General features: G+C 64.3%; 15 protein-coding genes and 2 pseudogenes. 9 read left to right on the plus strand and 8 right to left on the minus strand.

Annotated elements, in window-relative coordinates:
* Positions 1 to 15 precede the first annotated feature (15 nt).
* The gene (locus ACZY1I_RS29975; protein WP_463761050.1) at positions 16 to 861 is read right to left on the minus strand and encodes an alpha/beta fold hydrolase; all 846 of its coding nucleotides are present in this window, start codon (positions 859 to 861) and stop codon (positions 16 to 18) included.
* 111 nt (positions 862 to 972) lie between these two features.
* Here ACZY1I_RS29975 and ACZY1I_RS29980 point away from each other — a divergent pair, with 111 nt between their 5' ends.
* Entirely contained in the window at positions 973 to 1,575 is a 603-nt protein-coding gene (locus ACZY1I_RS29980; RefSeq protein WP_463761051.1) for a hypothetical protein, read from the plus strand.
* A gap of 82 nt (positions 1,576 to 1,657) precedes the next feature.
* Here ACZY1I_RS29980 and ag85B read toward each other — a convergent pair whose 3' ends face one another.
* On the minus strand, positions 1,658 to 2,638 hold the full coding sequence (gene ag85B, locus ACZY1I_RS29985) for a diacylglycerol acyltransferase/mycolyltransferase Ag85B (protein WP_463761052.1): 981 nt from the start codon (positions 2,636 to 2,638) through the stop codon (positions 1,658 to 1,660).
* Between the two features lie 618 nt (positions 2,639 to 3,256).
* Here ag85B and ACZY1I_RS29990 point away from each other — a divergent pair.
* Positions 3,257 to 4,417, plus strand: a complete 1,161-nt coding sequence (locus ACZY1I_RS29990; RefSeq protein ID WP_463761054.1) for a DUF7159 family protein — start codon at positions 3,257 to 3,259, stop codon at positions 4,415 to 4,417.
* 13 nt (positions 4,418 to 4,430) lie between these two features.
* Here the strand turns inward: ACZY1I_RS29990 and ACZY1I_RS29995 are convergent, their stop codons facing one another.
* From ACZY1I_RS29995 to ACZY1I_RS30005, 3 genes are read right to left on the minus strand one after another with little or no spacing between them, the layout of a single operon-like run.
* Positions 4,431 to 4,970: a YceI family protein gene (locus tag ACZY1I_RS29995; protein ID WP_463761240.1), complete on the minus strand. Its 540-nt coding sequence runs from the start codon at positions 4,968 to 4,970 to the stop codon at positions 4,431 to 4,433.
* Between the two features lie 22 nt (positions 4,971 to 4,992).
* Entirely contained in the window at positions 4,993 to 6,006 is a 1,014-nt protein-coding gene (locus tag ACZY1I_RS30000) for an alcohol dehydrogenase catalytic domain-containing protein (RefSeq protein WP_463761055.1), read from the minus strand.
* 24 nt (positions 6,007 to 6,030) lie between these two features.
* Positions 6,031 to 7,338: a cytochrome P450 gene (locus ACZY1I_RS30005; RefSeq protein WP_463761056.1), complete on the minus strand. Its 1,308-nt coding sequence runs from the start codon at positions 7,336 to 7,338 to the stop codon at positions 6,031 to 6,033.
* A 228-nt stretch (positions 7,339 to 7,566) separates the two neighbouring features.
* Between ACZY1I_RS30005 and ACZY1I_RS30010 the strand changes: the two genes are divergently transcribed.
* The 3 genes from ACZY1I_RS30010 to ACZY1I_RS30020 all read left to right on the plus strand — a co-directional run bounded on the left by ACZY1I_RS30010 (position 7,567) and on the right by ACZY1I_RS30020 (position 8,602).
* Entirely contained in the window at positions 7,567 to 7,974 is a 408-nt protein-coding gene (locus tag ACZY1I_RS30010; RefSeq protein ID WP_463761057.1) for a hypothetical protein, read from the plus strand.
* A 26-nt stretch (positions 7,975 to 8,000) separates the two neighbouring features.
* On the plus strand, positions 8,001 to 8,291 hold the full coding sequence (locus tag ACZY1I_RS30015; RefSeq protein ID WP_463761058.1) for a hypothetical protein: 291 nt from the start codon (positions 8,001 to 8,003) through the stop codon (positions 8,289 to 8,291).
* A 92-nt stretch (positions 8,292 to 8,383) separates the two neighbouring features.
* Complete coding sequence (locus tag ACZY1I_RS30020) at positions 8,384 to 8,602, plus strand: Rv1893 family protein (RefSeq protein WP_463761059.1); 219 nt, start codon at positions 8,384 to 8,386, stop codon at positions 8,600 to 8,602.
* A 3-nt stretch (positions 8,603 to 8,605) separates the two neighbouring features.
* On the opposite strand, the gene ACZY1I_RS30025 is transcribed toward ACZY1I_RS30020, so the two are convergent.
* Entirely contained in the window at positions 8,606 to 9,739 is a 1,134-nt protein-coding gene (locus ACZY1I_RS30025) for a nitronate monooxygenase (protein ID WP_463761060.1), read from the minus strand.
* A 271-nt stretch (positions 9,740 to 10,010) separates the two neighbouring features.
* Between ACZY1I_RS30025 and ACZY1I_RS30030 the strand changes: the two genes are divergently transcribed.
* From ACZY1I_RS30030 to ACZY1I_RS30040, 3 genes and pseudogenes are all read left to right on the plus strand, one after another.
* Positions 10,011 to 10,745, plus strand: coding sequence for a glucose 1-dehydrogenase (locus ACZY1I_RS30030; protein ID WP_463761061.1), 735 nt, complete (start codon positions 10,011 to 10,013; stop codon positions 10,743 to 10,745).
* Positions 10,746 to 10,856: 111 nt separating this feature from the next.
* Positions 10,857 to 12,797, plus strand: coding sequence for a flavin-containing monooxygenase (locus tag ACZY1I_RS30035; protein WP_463761062.1), 1,941 nt, complete (start codon positions 10,857 to 10,859; stop codon positions 12,795 to 12,797).
* Between the two features lie 5 nt (positions 12,798 to 12,802).
* Positions 12,803 to 13,952: pseudogene (locus ACZY1I_RS30040) on the plus strand (zinc-binding dehydrogenase); the annotation flags it as partial.
* Between the two features lie 9 nt (positions 13,953 to 13,961).
* On the opposite strand, the pseudogene ACZY1I_RS30045 reads toward ACZY1I_RS30040, so the two are convergent.
* Together ACZY1I_RS30045 and dtd are read right to left on the minus strand one after the other, a co-directional pair.
* Positions 13,962 to 14,627, minus strand: a pseudogene (locus tag ACZY1I_RS30045) (SAM-dependent methyltransferase); the annotation flags it as partial.
* Between the two features lie 140 nt (positions 14,628 to 14,767).
* Entirely contained in the window at positions 14,768 to 15,199 is a 432-nt protein-coding gene (dtd, locus tag ACZY1I_RS30050) for a D-aminoacyl-tRNA deacylase (protein ID WP_463761242.1), read from the minus strand.
* Positions 15,200 to 15,231: 32 nt separating this feature from the next.
* On the opposite strand from dtd, the gene ACZY1I_RS30055 reads away from it, so the two are divergent.
* Positions 15,232 to 15,537 carry an MTH1187 family thiamine-binding protein gene (locus ACZY1I_RS30055; protein WP_463761063.1) on the plus strand — a complete coding sequence of 102 codons (306 nt, stop codon included), beginning with the start codon at positions 15,232 to 15,234 and terminating at the stop codon, positions 15,535 to 15,537.
* Positions 15,538 to 15,596: the final 59 nt, after the last annotated feature.

Consider the following 15,596-nt stretch of genomic DNA (forward strand, 5'->3'; position numbering starts at 1 on the left):
GTCCAGACAAGCACCTCAGCCGCGGTGGGCGCCAACCGTGGCGATCGCGTCGATCACCGCAGTCGGGTTGTCCAAGGCCACAAACGTCCTTGCTCCGGGCACCTCGACCATCGTGGCGTTCGGGAACAGCTCAGCCATCCGCCGGGCCAGCGATGGTTTGAAGCACCGGTCCCGCATACCCCAGACCAACGTGACGGGCTTGTCGAACCGAGGGAAGCGCGTCGCCTCGTCGGTGAGGTCCGTAACCGCTACGGCGCGAAGCAGCGCCGCGAGGTCGCGACGGATGCGTACGTCGTTGCGGCAGGGCTCGAGCCAGGATGCGGTCAGATCGGGATCGGGTCGACTCAGCAGCAGCCCGTAGCCGAGAGGGGAGTGCCGAAGCGCCCTCAGCCGCATTTGAGCGAGCAACGCACCGATGGACCTGGGGCCACGGAGCAGTGCAAAGACCAGCGTGAAGGGAAATGGCGGGAACTTGTCGAAGGCGTCGCAGTTGGTCAGGACCAGCCGGCCGATGCGCTCGGGGTGGGTGTCTATGACGAGCTGGCACAGGCCTCCGCCGGTGTCGTTACCCACCAGTGTCACCGCGGACAGGTCGAGGGCGAGGATGAAGTCGTGGATCATCGCGGCGACACTGTGCGGCGACAGTTCTGTTCCGTGGTTGACCGCAATGGTGTGCGAACCCAGTGGCCAGGTCGGCAGGATGCACCGGTAACCCCGTCGCGCGAGGCCCTCGGCGACGCCGACCCACAGCCTTTCGTCGACGAGGATGCCGTGCACAAACAGCAGCGGCGGGTGCGGCGAGTCCTCGGGACCCAGTACCCGGTAGGCAATCGTTGCCTGCTTCAGTTCGACTTGTGGCATCAGAGATATCCTTCGGCGTAACTTACAAACTCTCAGTACGGAAGTTACGTGCAGATTGTACGAAAGTCAATGTAGCTGTCGAATGCAGGTCCGGAAGATAGGCGAAAACCTTTGAGCAGCAGAAAAAATCCGGGGTCCGGCGCCGGTCCTCGCGCGGTCCGGTTGCGCTCGACGGCGGGCCGCTCGCTGATTGGTGCCGCGCTCGGGGTCTCGCTGCTGCTGGGCGGCACCTTCCTGGCGGTGGACCAACTGCACTCAACGGCGGCTGACGCCCTGAATCGCCCGGGCGAATCAGCCACCGACGATCAGAGCCAGGCCCAGGCCGTCGGCGCGGCCAAACGCATCGTCAACACCGCCCAGCTCCGCGCAACCACGGCGGGCTACCTGCTGATGTCATGCAGGGATCAGGACAGTCCGCCGTACCAGGGTGCGGTTCACCTGACTTTCGCCGTGCCGTCCGAGGCCCGTAGTTACCTGCCAACGGTGTGGTCCGCGCTGACGTCAGCCGGCTGGATCGAGGGCTTGCCTCCCGGCGGCCACCCGTTCGCCAAAACATTCACCAGGGACTCGGTCACTGCGATCATTTACCGCCACGACAACGATCCGAACCTGGGCGTGCTGCGGGTGTACGGGGAGTGCAGCAACCGCAACGACCACCGCACGGACACAACGGCCTGGGTCGACATCACCGATCAGCTCGGCCTGGGGCACTGATCCACCGACAAGTCCGGCTGAAAAGCACAACTGCGCTTGACGGCGATTGCCGTCAAGCGCAGTTGGTTGGTGCTGTTGGGTTCTAGCCGCGAGCGCCCAGCGCGCCCTGCAGGTCACCCTTCATGGCGTTGAGCTGCTGGCCCCAGTACTCCCAGCTGTGCGTGCCGTCGTTCTGGAAGTTGAACACGGCGTTGTGGCCGCCAGCGGCGGTGTAGGCGTCCTGGAACTTGAGATTGCTGCTGCGGACGAAGTTCTCCAGGAACTCGGCCGGCAGGTTGGCACCACCCAGGTCGGAAGGCTTGCCGTTACCGCAGTAAACCCACAGGCGGGTGTTGTTGGCGACCAGCGTCGGGATCTGGACAGTCGGGTCGTTGCGCTGCCACGCCGGGTCGCTTGACGGACCCCACATGTCAGAGGACTTGTAGCCGCCGGCGTCGCCCATCGCCAGGCCGATCAGCGTCGGGCCCATGCCGTTGGAGGGGTCCAGCAGCGCCGACAGCGAGCCGGCGTAGATGAACTGCGCCGGGTGGTAGGTGGCCAGGATCATGGCCGACGAGCCGGCCATCGAGAGGCCGACAGCGGCACTGCCGGTGGGCTTGACGCTGCGTTGGCTCTGCAGGTAGGAGGGCAGCTCACTGGTCAGGAAGGTCTCCCACTTGTAGGTGGAGCAACCAGCCTTACCGCAGGCCGGGCTGTACCAGTCGCTGTAGAAGCTCGACTGCCCGCCGACCGGCATGACAATCGACAGGCCCGAGTTCAGGTACCACTCGAACGCCGGGGTGTTGATGTCCCAGCCGTTGTAGTCGTCCTGAGCACGCAGACCATCGAGCAGGTACACCGCGGGCGAGTTGTCTCCGCCGCTCTGGAACTGCACCTTAATGCTCTTGCCCATCGACGCGGACGGCACCTGCAAGTACTCGACCGGCAGACCCGGGCGGGAGAACGCTCCCGCCGTAGCTGTCTGGCCGGCAAATCCGATCAGGCCTGGAAGAGTCGCAGCCGCAGCTGCGCTGACAAAGAGCCGACGGCCCCAAGCCCGAATCTTCCCGCTAACTGCTGTCATACCAGAGCCCCTTTTGTCCTTATGTCTCTTGCTCCCGGCAGAACTTACCGCGTGAATAGGTCACATGTCGATCGGGACGCAATCACATTTCAGTTCCATATCGGTTACCGCAGCGAGTACAGCAACCGTGCTACCGGCAGCCCGCTTCGATCGACCGCATTCGTTATAGCCCGCCGCCGACACGCCCGAACGCGACACACGCCGCGGTGTTACGCAGGCGTTATGCAGTTGAAACCGGTTGGAGTCGAAGATCCGCAACCAAATCCCAGTAGCTCAACTAACCAGGTTGGCGGGCCGAACATCGCTTGACTATTGCGCGCCGAGCAACCTACGGCCGGTTTACCGCGCCGCCGGGCGTCCGATTCTGATCAGTGCACGGGCATAACTGGCCGTGTCGCGCCGTTGATATTTCCGTTATTCTTCGTGGGTCGGCGCGTCACCTGGAGGTCTCCGGACTGGACAAGCCGATCTTGCGGCGACCGCGTAGGCTCGCCCGAAGCAAGCCGACGAAGACACGCTATCCCGGTCCGGAACACCGCTCACGGCCACGCACCCGCCCCTTGGTGCCAGTGGTAATTCAAGGGTGTTACCGGTACGGGACCGACTGAGGTGCAGAATTTGGATACGGTACTTGGCCTGTCAGTAACACCGACCACCGTCGGGTGGGTCCTCGCTGAGGGACATGGTGCAGACGGTGCCATTTTGGACCATCACGAGTTGCACCTGCAGCACGACGACGAAGGTGGGCTGCAAGACTCCCACGGCGCTCGAGCCGTGAACACCGCCGAGCAGGTGGCCGCCGAGGTGTTGCGGGCCCGCGACGTAGCCACCGCGGACAATCATCGGCTCCGTGTGGTCGGGGTGACCTGGAACGACGAAGCCACCGCACAAGCCGCGCTGTTACTGGAAGCACTGACCGACGCCGGTTTCGACAACGTTGTGCCGGTTCGGCTGCTCGACTCCGTCGAGACGCTGGCGCAGGCCATCGCGCCCATCATCGGCTACGAGCAAACCGCCGTATGCATCCTCGAGCACGAGTGGGCGACCGTGGTCATGGTCGACACTCACGACGGCGAAACCCAGACTGCCGTCAAGCACGTCCGCGGCGGCTTCGACGGCCTGATGACCTGGCTCACCGGGATGTTCGACCACAGCACCTGGCGCCCGGGCGGCGTGGTCGTGGTCGGTTCGGAAGGCGATGTCAACGAGTTCTCCTGGCGCCTCGAGAAAGTGCTGCCGGTACCCGTCTTCGCGCAGACCATGGCGCAGGTGACGGTAGCTCGCGGCGCTGCGCTGGCCGCCGCGCGGAGCACTGAGTTCACCGACGCCGGTTTGGTGGCCGAAGTCGTCGTACCCGTCCCAGCGGCACCCGCGCGATCCCGCCAGTTCACCGGCGCGGCGACCACGCTGGCCGCGGCTGCGGTCACCTTCGTCGCATCGGTCTCCTTGGCGCTAGGCCTGCAACTGACCCCGGGCAGCGATTCCGGACCCGCCCAACACGTCGTGCACAAGCCGACACCCCAGGTTGCCGAAGCGGTGGCCCCGCCGGCTCCGGCACCGACCCACGCCGCGACGCCCGTCTCCCAGGTAGCACCCCAGCCGCCGGTTCAGCAGGAGCCCATCCGTCTCACCGCCGGTGAGATGGAGGAGGCCACGCCCGAGGCACAGCCGGGCGAAGCGCCGTCTCAGCCGGACCCGGCCAACGGACCGCTGCGGTTGAGCAGGGTGCTCGAGCACATCCCCGGCACCTACGCCGACCCAGGACAGCCACCGCAGTAGCCGTCCGGCAACGTCATTCGCCTTTGGGCCGCACGGCGGTGAATGACACCGTCACCTCGTCGGCAACCTGCAACGACCCCATCAGCATCGAAAAGCGCTTGACGCGGTAATCGGACTGGCGGACTTTGGCTTCGGCCGTCATTCGCCAGGAGTCGCCGAGATCTTCGGTGCACAACTCGACCACCTGGGTTCGCTGTTTGCCGCGGATACTCAGCGTCCCGTTCAGGCGATAGCCTTGCTCCGATTGCTCGATGGCGTCGGCGGTGAAGCTTATGTTCGGAAAACTCTTGGCGGACAACGATTTCAATGCGTTTGAGCGCGCAATGGCCTTCTCCGGCCCGGATAGACCTTTGACACCGCCTTCGCCGCGCAACACCCGCAGGGAATCGACCTCAACCACCAGCTCGGCCGTATTGGGTTCGCTACCAACCCAATTCACGGTGGCGCACCACCGGGTCAGCTCGAGGGTGAGCCGATGCCCCATCCGCGCGGCCGGACCCGCCACTCCGGTACGAACGGTCAACTCACCGTCGGCGGCGTCCATGGCCCACATGTCGGTCACAGACCGACCTTAGTCACACGGTGAGAACGGTGCGGTAGTGCGCCCGGCCCTGCTCCAGAGCCGCGTAGCCTTCGGCAGCCTGGGCCAGCGGTAGCTCCTCGATCCAGGTTCGCACGCCCGACAGAAGCGCGAAATGCATTGTCTCCTCAATGTCTTTCGCGGTTCCCGACGGATGGCCGATCACACTGAGCCCCGGGGTGATCAACTGCGCCGGGCTGATATTCAGCGGCTCGGGTGTGACGCCGATAGTAATGAGTTCACCTCGTGGCAGTAACCCGCCGACCGTGTCCGCCATGGCTTTTGAGTTCCCCGCCGTTCCGAGTACCACCGCCGCACCGCCCAGGGTGCGCAACGCTTCGGCGACGTTCACCGCGGTGGAGTCGATGTAGTGGTGCGCGCCCAACGCCTTGGCGTCCTCGGCCTTGCCGGTCCCGCGCGCGATGGCAATGGTCTCGAACCCCATCGCCCTGGCCCACTGCACGCCGAGGTGACCCAGTCCACCGACACCGAGGACGGCGACCCGGTCACCGGGCAGTGCCCTGGTGTGGCGCAACGCGTTATAGGTGGTGACCCCGGCGCAGCCCATCGGCGCCGCTTCCACATCGGAGAGCCCGTCGGGGATCCGGGCCAGTGCGGTGGCCGGAACCGTCACCGATTCCGCGTAGCCACCGGGATACTGCCAACTCGGAACCTTCCCGTTCGCACAGTGAATGAGGATGCCTTTGCGACACGGGTCGCAGTGATTGCAGTTGCCGCCGAACCAGCCGACCGCGACGCGATCTCCGACCGCGAATTCTTCGACGCCGGCGCCGAGTTCGGCTATGGTTCCGGCGATTTCGTGGCCCGGAGTCAGTGGCCAGGTCATGTCGGGAAATCCGCCGTTGACGAAGTGGGCATCCGTGCCGCAGATGCCGCTTGCGGTCACCGCGATGCGCACCTCACCACGACTGGGCGAGCCCGTCTCGACATCGGCAAGCTCCAGTGGCGCGCCCGGAGACTGTACGTGGACAGCTTTGTGCGTTGGCATTACTTTTCCCGTCAGTGGTGGGTTTCAGTGCGCCACAGGGCATTGCTGTCCGGCTTGCTCAGTGCCGGGGGCCCCGTTGGTGTGATAGTCGACCTGCCAGTGCTTGATTCCGTTGAGCCAGCCCGAGCGCAGTCGCTCGGGCTTACCGATCGCTTCCAGATCGGGCATCGCATCGGCGATCGCGTTGAACATCAGGTCGATCGTCATGCGCGCCAAATTCGCACCGATGCAGTAGTGCGCGCCGGTGCCCCCAAACCCTACATGCGGATTGGGGTCGCGCTTGATGTTGAAGGTGAACGGATCGTCGAACACATCCTCGTCGAAATTGGCTGAGCGGTAAACCATTACCACTCGCTGCCCCTTCTTGATCGGCACGCCGGACAAGTCGTAATCCTCGAGTGCGGTGCGCTGGAAGGACGTGACCGGGGTGGCCCACCGGACGATCTCGTCGGCGGTCGTGGCGGGCCGCTCCTTCTTGTACAGCTCCCACTGGTCGGGGAAGTCGGTGAAGGCCATCATGCCCTGGGTGATGGAGTTGCGGGTCGTCTCGTTGCCGGCCACCGCCAGCAGGATGACGAAGAACCCGAACTCGTCATCGGAGAGTTTGTGGCCGTCGACGTCGGCTTCGACCAGCTTGGTGACGATGTCTTCGCCGGGGTTCTGGGCGCGATCGGCCGCCATTTGCATGGCGTACATGATCAATTCGATGGAAGCCGCGATCGCGTCATTGGTGGCGAACTCGGGGTCCTGATCGCCGACCATCTGGTTGGACCAGTGGAACAGCTTCATCCGGTCTTCTTGAGGCACCCCCAGCAGGCCGGCGATGGCTTGCAGCGGCAATTCGCAGGACACCTGTTCGACGAAGTCGCCCGATCCTTGTGCGGCGGCGGTTTCGACGATGCGCTTCGCGCGCTCTTTGAGGTCATCGCGCAGGCGCTCAACGGCGCGCGGGGTGAAGCCGCGGGAGATGATCTTGCGCAAGCGGGTGTGGTGCGGGGCGTCCTGATTCAGCAGGACGAACTTTCCCCGTTCGATCTGCTCGCCGACGGTGCCGTCTTTATAGCGAGGTAGGGCGGTCTTCTCCAGGCTGGAGAACACGTCACTGCGCCGGGAGATCTCCTTGACATCCTTGTGCTTGGACACCACCCAGAAGCCGCCGTCGTCGAATCCGCCCACTCCGAGCGGTTGTTCGTTCCACCAGATCGGCGCGCTGCGGCGCAGCTCGGCCAGCTCTTCCACCGGCAGTCGCTCGGCGTGAATGTCTGGATCGGTGAAGTCGTACCCGGGCGGCAGGTTCGGCTTGGCTTGCGGTTCGGCTGGCGTCGTTGACAAGGCCTACTCCTAATACACCGTCATCTAGTTGTCGTCTCGTGCCAATAATCCATTGCTACACCACAGTTGGGAAGCATTGGAAGAAAAGTGCCAATTGCCCAACTAGAACGTGTTCCGCGCCAGTCGCGGATGCGCTCTTGTGGGGTTTGCCGCAATCGTTATGCTCTTGATGAACAATCGCCGGTTACTGCCGGTAGGGGACCCAACAAGGAAGTAGCGGGGTACAACATGATTCGCGAACTGCTCACCGCCGCTGCGATCACGGGCGCGGCGGTCGTTTTCGCACCCACCGCCGGTGCCGACAACGGGCGCTGGGAAGGCGACGTGCCGGGGATGAACTACGACGCCTCGCTTGGTGCGCCGTGTGACAGCTGGGAGCGCAACATCTTCGGGCGTGGCCCCAGTGGCCAGGCCGAGGCCTGCCACTTTCCGCCGCCGAACCAGTTCCCGGCCGCGGACACGGGATATTGGGTCATCTCGTACCCGTTGCGGGGAGTCCAGCAGATCGGTTCGCCATGCCCCGGTCCGAGGGTTGCGGCGCAATCGCCGGCCGGCTTGCCGATGCTGTGCCTGGGAGCCCAGGGCTGGCAAGAAGGTTGGTTCACCGGTGCGGGATTCTTCCCGCCCGAGCCGTGAGCCGCTCCCACCGCTGAGTAACTCCGATGACCGACGGCCAAGCCGCAGATTCGCCGATTCCCCGGTGGTTGCGGTTTGTCCTTGCCTCTGACCGGGCCGGTTCGGCGTGGTACATCGGTTTGGGTTTCTTCTTTGCGCCGGTACTGGCCGCGCTATCACCGTGGCCGATGGTGACCACCGTGCTGTGGTGGCTGATCGGCCTGGCAGGATTATGGCTCGGACTGCTCGGAATCGCCATGGCCGCAGGGCTGGCACGAGTCTTGCGGTCCGGCAACGAGATTCCGGAGGACTACTGGCGAACGCTCGTCAATTACTGACGTTCGCCTCCGAATCAGGACCGGTCGAGTGATTCGGTCCGGTCTACAGTCATACCGACTAACTGCCCGCCTACGAATAGGAGAGACTCCTCATGGCCTTCGATCCCAAAGACGCCGTAGACGCCCTTCGCGACATCGCCACCAACGCTGTCGAGAAGGCGTCGGACATCGTCGAGAACGCGAGCGACATCATCCGCGGTGACATCTCGGGCGGCGCCAGCGGCATCGTGCAGAACTCGATCGACATCGGTACGCATGCGGTCGGCCGTGTCAAAGAGGTGTTCACCGGCCGCGACGACGACCTCGACTAACCCCTACACGGAGGCGGCGGCCTCGTTGAGTTCGTCGAGCCTGGTCGTCGCCTCCAAATACTCCTGCACCCAGCGCTCGATCACAGTGGACGTCTTCTCCACCTTGCGGAACTGACCGACTACCTGCCCAACCGGATTGAATGCCACGTCGACGGACTCGTTCGGGTAGCGATTCGTGGCCCGTACCGCCATCCCGGAAACCATGTACTGCAGTGGCATGCCGAGCGGCTTCGGGTTGTCCGGCGCCTCCCAGGCCTCGGTCCAGTCGTTGCGCAGCATCCGGGCGGGTTTGCCGGTGAACGAACGGCTACGGACCGTGTCCCGGCTGCCCGCCTTGACGTAGGCCTGTTGCTGAACCGGGGTGTTGGAGGATTCCTCGACCATCAGCCACTGGGATCCGGTCCACGCGCCCTGGCAGCCCAGCGCGAGGGCCGCGGCGATCTGCTGGCCGCTGCCGATGCCGCCGGCGCCGAGGACGGGTACCGGAGCTACCTCTTTGACCACTTGTGGCCACAGGACGATTGAGCCCACCTCGCCGCAGTGGCCGCCGGCTTCACCGCCCTGGGCGATGATGATGTCGACGCCGGCGTCGGCGTGCTTGCGGGCCTGCGAGGGCGATCCGCACAACGCCGCGACTGTGCGGCCCTCGTCGTGGATGTGCTTGATCATCTCCGCCGGGGGGGTGCCCAGCGCGTTGGCGATCATCGTCACCTTCGGGTGCTTGAGCGCCACCTCCACCTGCGGGGTGGCGGTCGCCTCGGTCCAGCCCAACAACTGCAGGCTGTCGCCGTCGCTGTCCTCGACCGGGACACCGTGATCGGCAAGAATCTTCTTGCCGAAATCCAGGTGTTCCTGCGGCACCATCGACCGCAGCGTGTTGGTCAGGTCCTCGGCCGACTGATGCGAGTCCATGCCCTCGTACTTGTTGGGGATGACGATGTCCACGCCGTAGGGATGGTCGCCGATGTTCTCGTCGATCCATTTCAGCTCGATTTCCAGCTGCTCGGGGGTGAAGCCGACGGCGCCCAGCACGCCGAAACCGCCGGCCTTACTGACGGCGACGACGACATCTCGGCAATGGGTGAAAGCGAAGATCGGGAACTCGATGCCGAGTTGATCGCATAGCGCGGTGTGCATGCCTGCTCCTAGGAAGCTTGACCGAGCGAACAAACTGAAACGTGTTCTAGTTTAGTACGGAGGCCCACTGCATGGCCAGCCAGGTTCGGCGCGTCGCGACTAAGACCTGTCAGGTCGTCGAAAATCAGGTCCACCCACAGCACCGCGAGCAGGAACCCACTGCAGGCCGTGAGCAGCGGTGCGCCTTACCTCCGGTTCGCCGGTTCGTCGCGGCGGCGATCCGACGCGAATTAGAACAGGTTCTAAACACCCTGCGGTAGCGTCACCCGTCATGGGACGCGTGGACACCAAAGTTGCACTGATCAGCGGCGGAGCACGGGGGATGGGTGCCGCTCACGCCCGCTTACTCGTCGCCGAGGGCGCCAAGGTGGTCATCGGCGACATCCTCGACGACGAGGGTCAGACACTGGTCGACGAATTGGGCGACTCAGCCGCATACGCACACCTCGACGTGACGCAGCCGTCGGACTGGGAGGCGGCGGCCGCCGCGGCCGTGGCCGCGTTCGGCATGCTCAACGTCCTGGTCAACAATGCCGGGATCATCAACTACGGGGCGCTCAAGACCTTTGATCTCGGCAAATGGCAACGCGTCCTCGACGTCAACGTCACCGGCACCCTGCTGGGCATTCAGGCCGTCATCGACCCGATGATCGTCGCGGGAAGCGGTTCGATCATCAACATCTCTTCCATCGAGGGCCTGCGTGGTGCCGCCTGGGTGCACGGGTACGTCACCTCTAAATGGGCGGTCCGCGGTTTGACCAAATCGGCCGCGCTGGAATTGGCGCCGCACAATATTCGGGTCAATTCGATACATCCGGGCTTCATCCGCACCGACATGACCGCCAAGCTTCCGCAGGACGCGCTCAATATCCCGCTCGGCCGACTGGGAGAAGTCCAGGACATCTCGTCTTTCGTGCTGTTCCTGGCCAGCGATGAATCCGCGTATGCGACCGCGGCCGAGTTCGTCGTCGACGGCGGGCTGGTCGAGGAGGTGTCACACAAGTAGCAATGCCGCTTAAGGGCTCTTGATCGGTCTGGACAACGCGGGGTACCGTAGTGCTGCCAATTACGACACCGAGAGTAGCGTAATTGTAGTTCAGCGAAAGGACCTGCCTCCATGCGCAGCCGGTACGCCGGACAGCCCTTCAACACCACCAACTCGGAGATCGCCACGGCGCTCGAGGACGTCAGCATCCCGACGTTGCTGCTGTCGTTGGTGCACATCACCGGCGACCCCCGTTTCATCCGCGACTTCAAGCAGATGGGCCTGTTCCTCAACGAGGTCCAGGGGTTCATGTCCGAAGAGGACAAGGCGCGGGCCCGCACCGAAGCGCTCACCGTCATCGCCGAATACCGCGACCGCGGCTGCCCCGAACCCGAGCCACTCAATGCTGGACTCATCCGGGAAATGATGGACTGGGCGGCCTGCGAGCATGTCGGTGACGACTACCTCCCCTTGGCGCTGGAGGAAATGGATCTCGACGGTGTGGATCCGCGCCGCCCGACGACGCTGCCTACAGAGAGCATGGCTGAATTCCCCGTCGTCGTCATCGGGTGCGGCGAGTCCGGCATCCTGGCCGCAATCCGCCTCAAGCAGGCCAACATTCCGTTCACGATCGTGGAGAAGAACGCCGGGCCCGGGGGAACCTGGTGGGAGAACAGCTATCCCGGTGCCCGCGTCGACGTGGCGAACCATTTCTACTGCTACAGCTTCGAACCCAACAACGAGTGGACCCATTTCTTCGCCGAGCAACCCGAGCTGCGGGACTACTTCACCCAGGTGATCGACAAGCACGAGCTGGCCGGTCAGGTGCGGTGGAGCACCGAGGTCTTGGCGGCCGAGTGGCACGACGACAACGGCAGCTGGGAAGTCCAGATCAGATCGGCCGACGGCACAACCGACACATTGCGGGCCCGGGCGCTGATCACCGCGGTCGGGCAATTGAATCGGCCGCACCTCCCGGAATTCGACGGCGCCGAGTCCTTCGAGGGTCCGTCCTTCCACTCCGCCGCCTGGGATCATTCTGTGGACCTGACCGGCAAGCGGGTGGCGCTGGTCGGCGCCGGGGCCAGCGGGTTCCAGATCGCACCCGCGATCGCCGCAGACGTGGAGCACCTCACGGTGTTTCAACGCACAGCACAATGGATGTTCCCGAACGCGATGTACCACGACGAGGTCGGTGACGGTGTCCGCTGGGCGATGCGGCACCTGCCGTGTTACGGACGGTGGTACCGATTTCTGCTGCTGTGGCCGGGCGCCGACAAAGGACTCGACGCCGCCCAAGGCGACCCGAATTACACCGACCAGGAATATGCCGTCAGCGACATGAACGCCGCCGCACGGATGATGTTCAGCCAGTGGATCACCAGTCAGGTCCCCGACGGCCCAGACTCTTCCGAGCTGTTGAGCAAGGTGCTGCCGGACTATCCCGCCACCGGAAAGCGCACACTGCAGGACAACGGCAGCTGGCTACGGACCCTGCAACGCGACAACGTGGAACTGGTGCGCACGGGGATCCAGCGCATCACGCCGCATGGAATCGTCACCGAGGACGGCACGACCCATGACGTCGACGTGATCGTCTACGCCACCGGATTCCGTCATACCGACGTACTGTGGCCACTGAAGATCAAGGGCCGCAACGGAATCGACCTGCACGAGCTGTGGGGGAGCCGCCCCTACGCATACCTGGGCGTCACCGTTCCCGGATTTCCCAATCTCTTCCTCATCTACGGTCCCGGCACCCACCTGGCGCACGGCGGCAGCCTGATCTTCCAGTCAGAACTTCAGATGCGCTACATCAACCTCTGCCTGCAGCGGATGGCCGAGGAGCACCTCGTTGCGCTGGAACCCACGGCCGAGGCGGCCACCGAGTGGCACCGACGGACGCAAGTAGAGATCAAGAAGATGGTCTGGTCGCACCCGGCCGTCAAGCACTCCTATTTCAAGAACGCCGACGGCGAGATACACACCGTCAGCCCATGGCGTCTCAATGCCTACTGGGCCGCGGTCCGCGAGCCAGAATGGTCGAATTTCATTCTGACACAAGGAAAGTGAGCACGATGCGCACGGTAGTCGTTGACGGACCTGCCAGCATCCGGGTCGATACCAGGCCCGACCCGGCACTGACCGGACCGGACGGAGTGATCGTCGCGGTGAAGGCGGCCGGCATCTGTGGATCCGACCTGCATTTCTATGAGGGCGACTATCCGCTGGCCGAGCCGGTGGCCCTGGGCCATGAAGCTGTCGGGACGGTGGTCGAAGCCGGGCCCGATGTGCGCAGCGTCAAAATCGGTGACGAAGTGTTGGTGTCGTCGGTGGCCGGCTGTGGAGCCTGTCCGGGTTGCGCCACCAACGACCCGGTGATGTGCCACTCGGGGCTGAATATCTTCGGTGGCGGCGTATTGCCCGGCGCGCAAACGGATTTGCTGGCAGTGCACGCCGCGGATTTCCAGGTCCGAAAGATCCCCGATGGCATCAGCACCGAGCAGGCGTTACTGCTCACCGACAACCTCGCCACCGGCTGGGCGGCGGCCCAGCGAGCCGACATTCCGTACGGCGGCACGGTGGTGGTGATCGGACTGGGCGCGGTCGGATTGTGCGCACTGCGCAGCGCATTCGCGCAAGGCGCCGCGACTGTTTTCGCGGTCGATCGGGTCGAGGGCCGCTTGCAGCGAGCCGCCGAGTGGGGCGCCACACCGGTCGCGTCACCGGCAACCGAGGCGGTACTGGCCGCGACGGGTGGTCGGGGAGCCGACGCGGTGATCGACGCCGTGGGCAGCGACCCTTCGCTGACCGACGCACTCGCCGCGGTTCGTCCGGGCGGGACCGTTTCAGTCGTCGGTGTGCACGATCTGCAGCCGTTTCCCTTCCCCGCCCTGATGTCGCTGATTCGCAGCATCACGTTCCGGTTGACCACGGCACCGGTACAGCGCACCTGGCCGGAACTGATCCCGCTGCTGCAATCGGGCCGGCTGAACGTCGACGGCATTTTCACCACGAGCCTGTCGTTAAACGACGCCGCCAACGCCTATGCGACCGCCGCGTCGAGGACGGGTGATGACGTGAAGATCCTGCTCACGCCGTGAGTCACCTGGTGGCGATGATGTATTGCGAGTGCATGAAACTGTCGATCTTGACGTCCACCTCGGGTGGCGTCAGCCCGTAACCGACCTGCAGATCGAGTGTGTTTCGGGCGGGTTCGACGGCCCACCCGTGCGCCGCCAACCACTCGGTCGGATCGATCGCATCTTCGTAGGTGAGCGAGGAGAAGTCGATATCGCCTGCCATATTGACCCCCGGGTGCTCCTCCTCGAGCGCAGCAAGTTGCTGGTGGTCAAGGCGAGAGCCCAACGCCCCGATAGCAAGTCGAGTGCCCGGGGCACTGAGTTCGGTGACGCCGGCGAAGAGCGTCTCGTGGGCGGTGCTGGTCAGGTACGGCAGTAGGCCCTCCACCGACCAGGCGGTCGGGGCTTGCGGGTCGAAGCCTGCCGCCAGCAACGCTGCGGGCCAGTCGGTGCGCAGGTCGGCTGCCGCCTCGCGCCGAGTCGCCTTGGGCTGCGCGCCATTCTCAGTGAGCACCCGCGCTTTGAATTCCAGCACCTTCGGCAGATCGATTTCGAAAACTGTTGTCCCGGTCGGCCATTCCAACCGATAGGTGCGCGAGTCCAGACCGGCAGCCACGATCACCGCCTGTCGGATGCCGGCGTCACCGGCGGCCATGAAGAAGTCATCGAAAAATCGGGTCTGCGCGCCGTAGAGGCGCGGAAATGCATTCTCGTGTTCCGAGCTTTCCGGATCGGCGAGTAAACCCGTCAAATACGGATCCTCGGAGGCTTCAATAAACACTTTCGCGTAGTCGTCGCGCGCCAACGGCTGCTCACTCATCGCATGCAGCGCACGCCAACTGGTGACAATCAACGCGGTGTAGCCGACACCGCTGACGATGTCCCACTCGTCGTCGTCAGACCGCAGCGATCCGAATTCAGGCGTCGTCACAAAAATTAACCTACCCGCATGCGGCCGACTCAGACTTCCAACAACACGGTCACCGGTCCGTCGTTGACCAGTTCCACTTGCATGTGCGCACCGAAGACACCGGTCTCCACGGGTGCGCCGAGCACCCGCAGCGTCTCGGCGAACGACGCCACCAGCGGTTCCGCGACGGCACCCGGTGCCGCGGCATTCCAGGACGGGCGACGGCCTTTCGCCGTGTCGGCGTAGAGCGTGAACTGGCTGACCACCAGGATCGGCGCACCGACGTCGGAGGCGGACTTCTCGTCATCAAGAATGCGTAATTTCCAGAGCTTTTCGGCCAGCCGCCGCGCAATTTCGGGTCGGTCGGAGTGGGTGACACCGACCAGGGCGAGCAAGCCCTGTCGTTCCGGCCGGATTGCACCGACGATCTGACCGTCGACCGACACCGCTGCCGACGACACCCGTTGTACCAACACCCGCATGGGCGTCGATGCTGCCATGCGACAGTAGCTGGATGTCTGTGCTGGTCGCGTTTTCGGTCACTCCACTAGGTGTGGGGGAGGGCGTCGGCGAGATCGTCGCCGAAGCGGTTCGGGTGGTACGTGATTCGGGGTTGCCCAACAAAACGGATTCGATGTTCACCACCATCGAGGGCGACAGCTGGGACGAGGTGATGGCCGTCGTCCAACGGGCCGTCGAGGCAGTAGCCGCCCGGGCGCCTCGCGTCAGCACGGTGATCAAAGCAGACTGGAGAACAGGCGTGAGCGACGCGATGACGCAGAAGGTCGCCACTGTCGAGCGCCATCTGTCCGGGGAATAGCCCGGACTGCGTAGCAGATCGGCGAAATGTCAAGGGTCAACTTGGCATATCAAAATCAA

This window comes from Mycobacterium sp. IDUB_37 (assembly GCF_055419245.1).

What these genes read in the sequence shown, in the direction of transcription:
- ACZY1I_RS30030 (WP_463761061.1), top strand. Translation starts at nt 10,011, where the DNA reads ATGGGACGCGTGGACACCAAAGTTGCACTGATCAGCGGCGGAGCACGG.
- ACZY1I_RS30035 (WP_463761062.1), top strand. Translation starts at nt 10,857, where the DNA reads ATGCGCAGCCGGTACGCCGGACAGCCCTTCAACACCACCAACTCGGAG.
- ACZY1I_RS30020 (WP_463761059.1), top strand. Translation starts at nt 8,384, where the DNA reads ATGGCCTTCGATCCCAAAGACGCCGTAGACGCCCTTCGCGACATCGCC.
- ACZY1I_RS29975 (WP_463761050.1), bottom strand. Translation starts at nt 861, where the DNA reads ATGCCACAAGTCGAACTGAAGCAGGCAACGATTGCCTACCGGGTACTG.
- ACZY1I_RS30010 (WP_463761057.1), top strand. Translation starts at nt 7,567, where the DNA reads ATGATTCGCGAACTGCTCACCGCCGCTGCGATCACGGGCGCGGCGGTC.
- ACZY1I_RS30015 (WP_463761058.1), top strand. Translation starts at nt 8,001, where the DNA reads ATGACCGACGGCCAAGCCGCAGATTCGCCGATTCCCCGGTGGTTGCGG.
- ag85B (WP_463761052.1), bottom strand. Translation starts at nt 2,638, where the DNA reads ATGACAGCAGTTAGCGGGAAGATTCGGGCTTGGGGCCGTCGGCTCTTT.
- dtd (WP_463761242.1), bottom strand. Translation starts at nt 15,199, where the DNA reads ATGCGGGTGTTGGTACAACGGGTGTCGTCGGCAGCGGTGTCGGTCGAC.
- ACZY1I_RS30000 (WP_463761055.1), bottom strand. Translation starts at nt 6,006, where the DNA reads ATGCCAACGCACAAAGCTGTCCACGTACAGTCTCCGGGCGCGCCACTG.
- ACZY1I_RS29995 (WP_463761240.1), bottom strand. Translation starts at nt 4,970, where the DNA reads ATGTGGGCCATGGACGCCGCCGACGGTGAGTTGACCGTTCGTACCGGA.
- ACZY1I_RS30055 (WP_463761063.1), top strand. Translation starts at nt 15,232, where the DNA reads ATGTCTGTGCTGGTCGCGTTTTCGGTCACTCCACTAGGTGTGGGGGAG.
- ACZY1I_RS30025 (WP_463761060.1), bottom strand. Translation starts at nt 9,739, where the DNA reads ATGCACACCGCGCTATGCGATCAACTCGGCATCGAGTTCCCGATCTTC.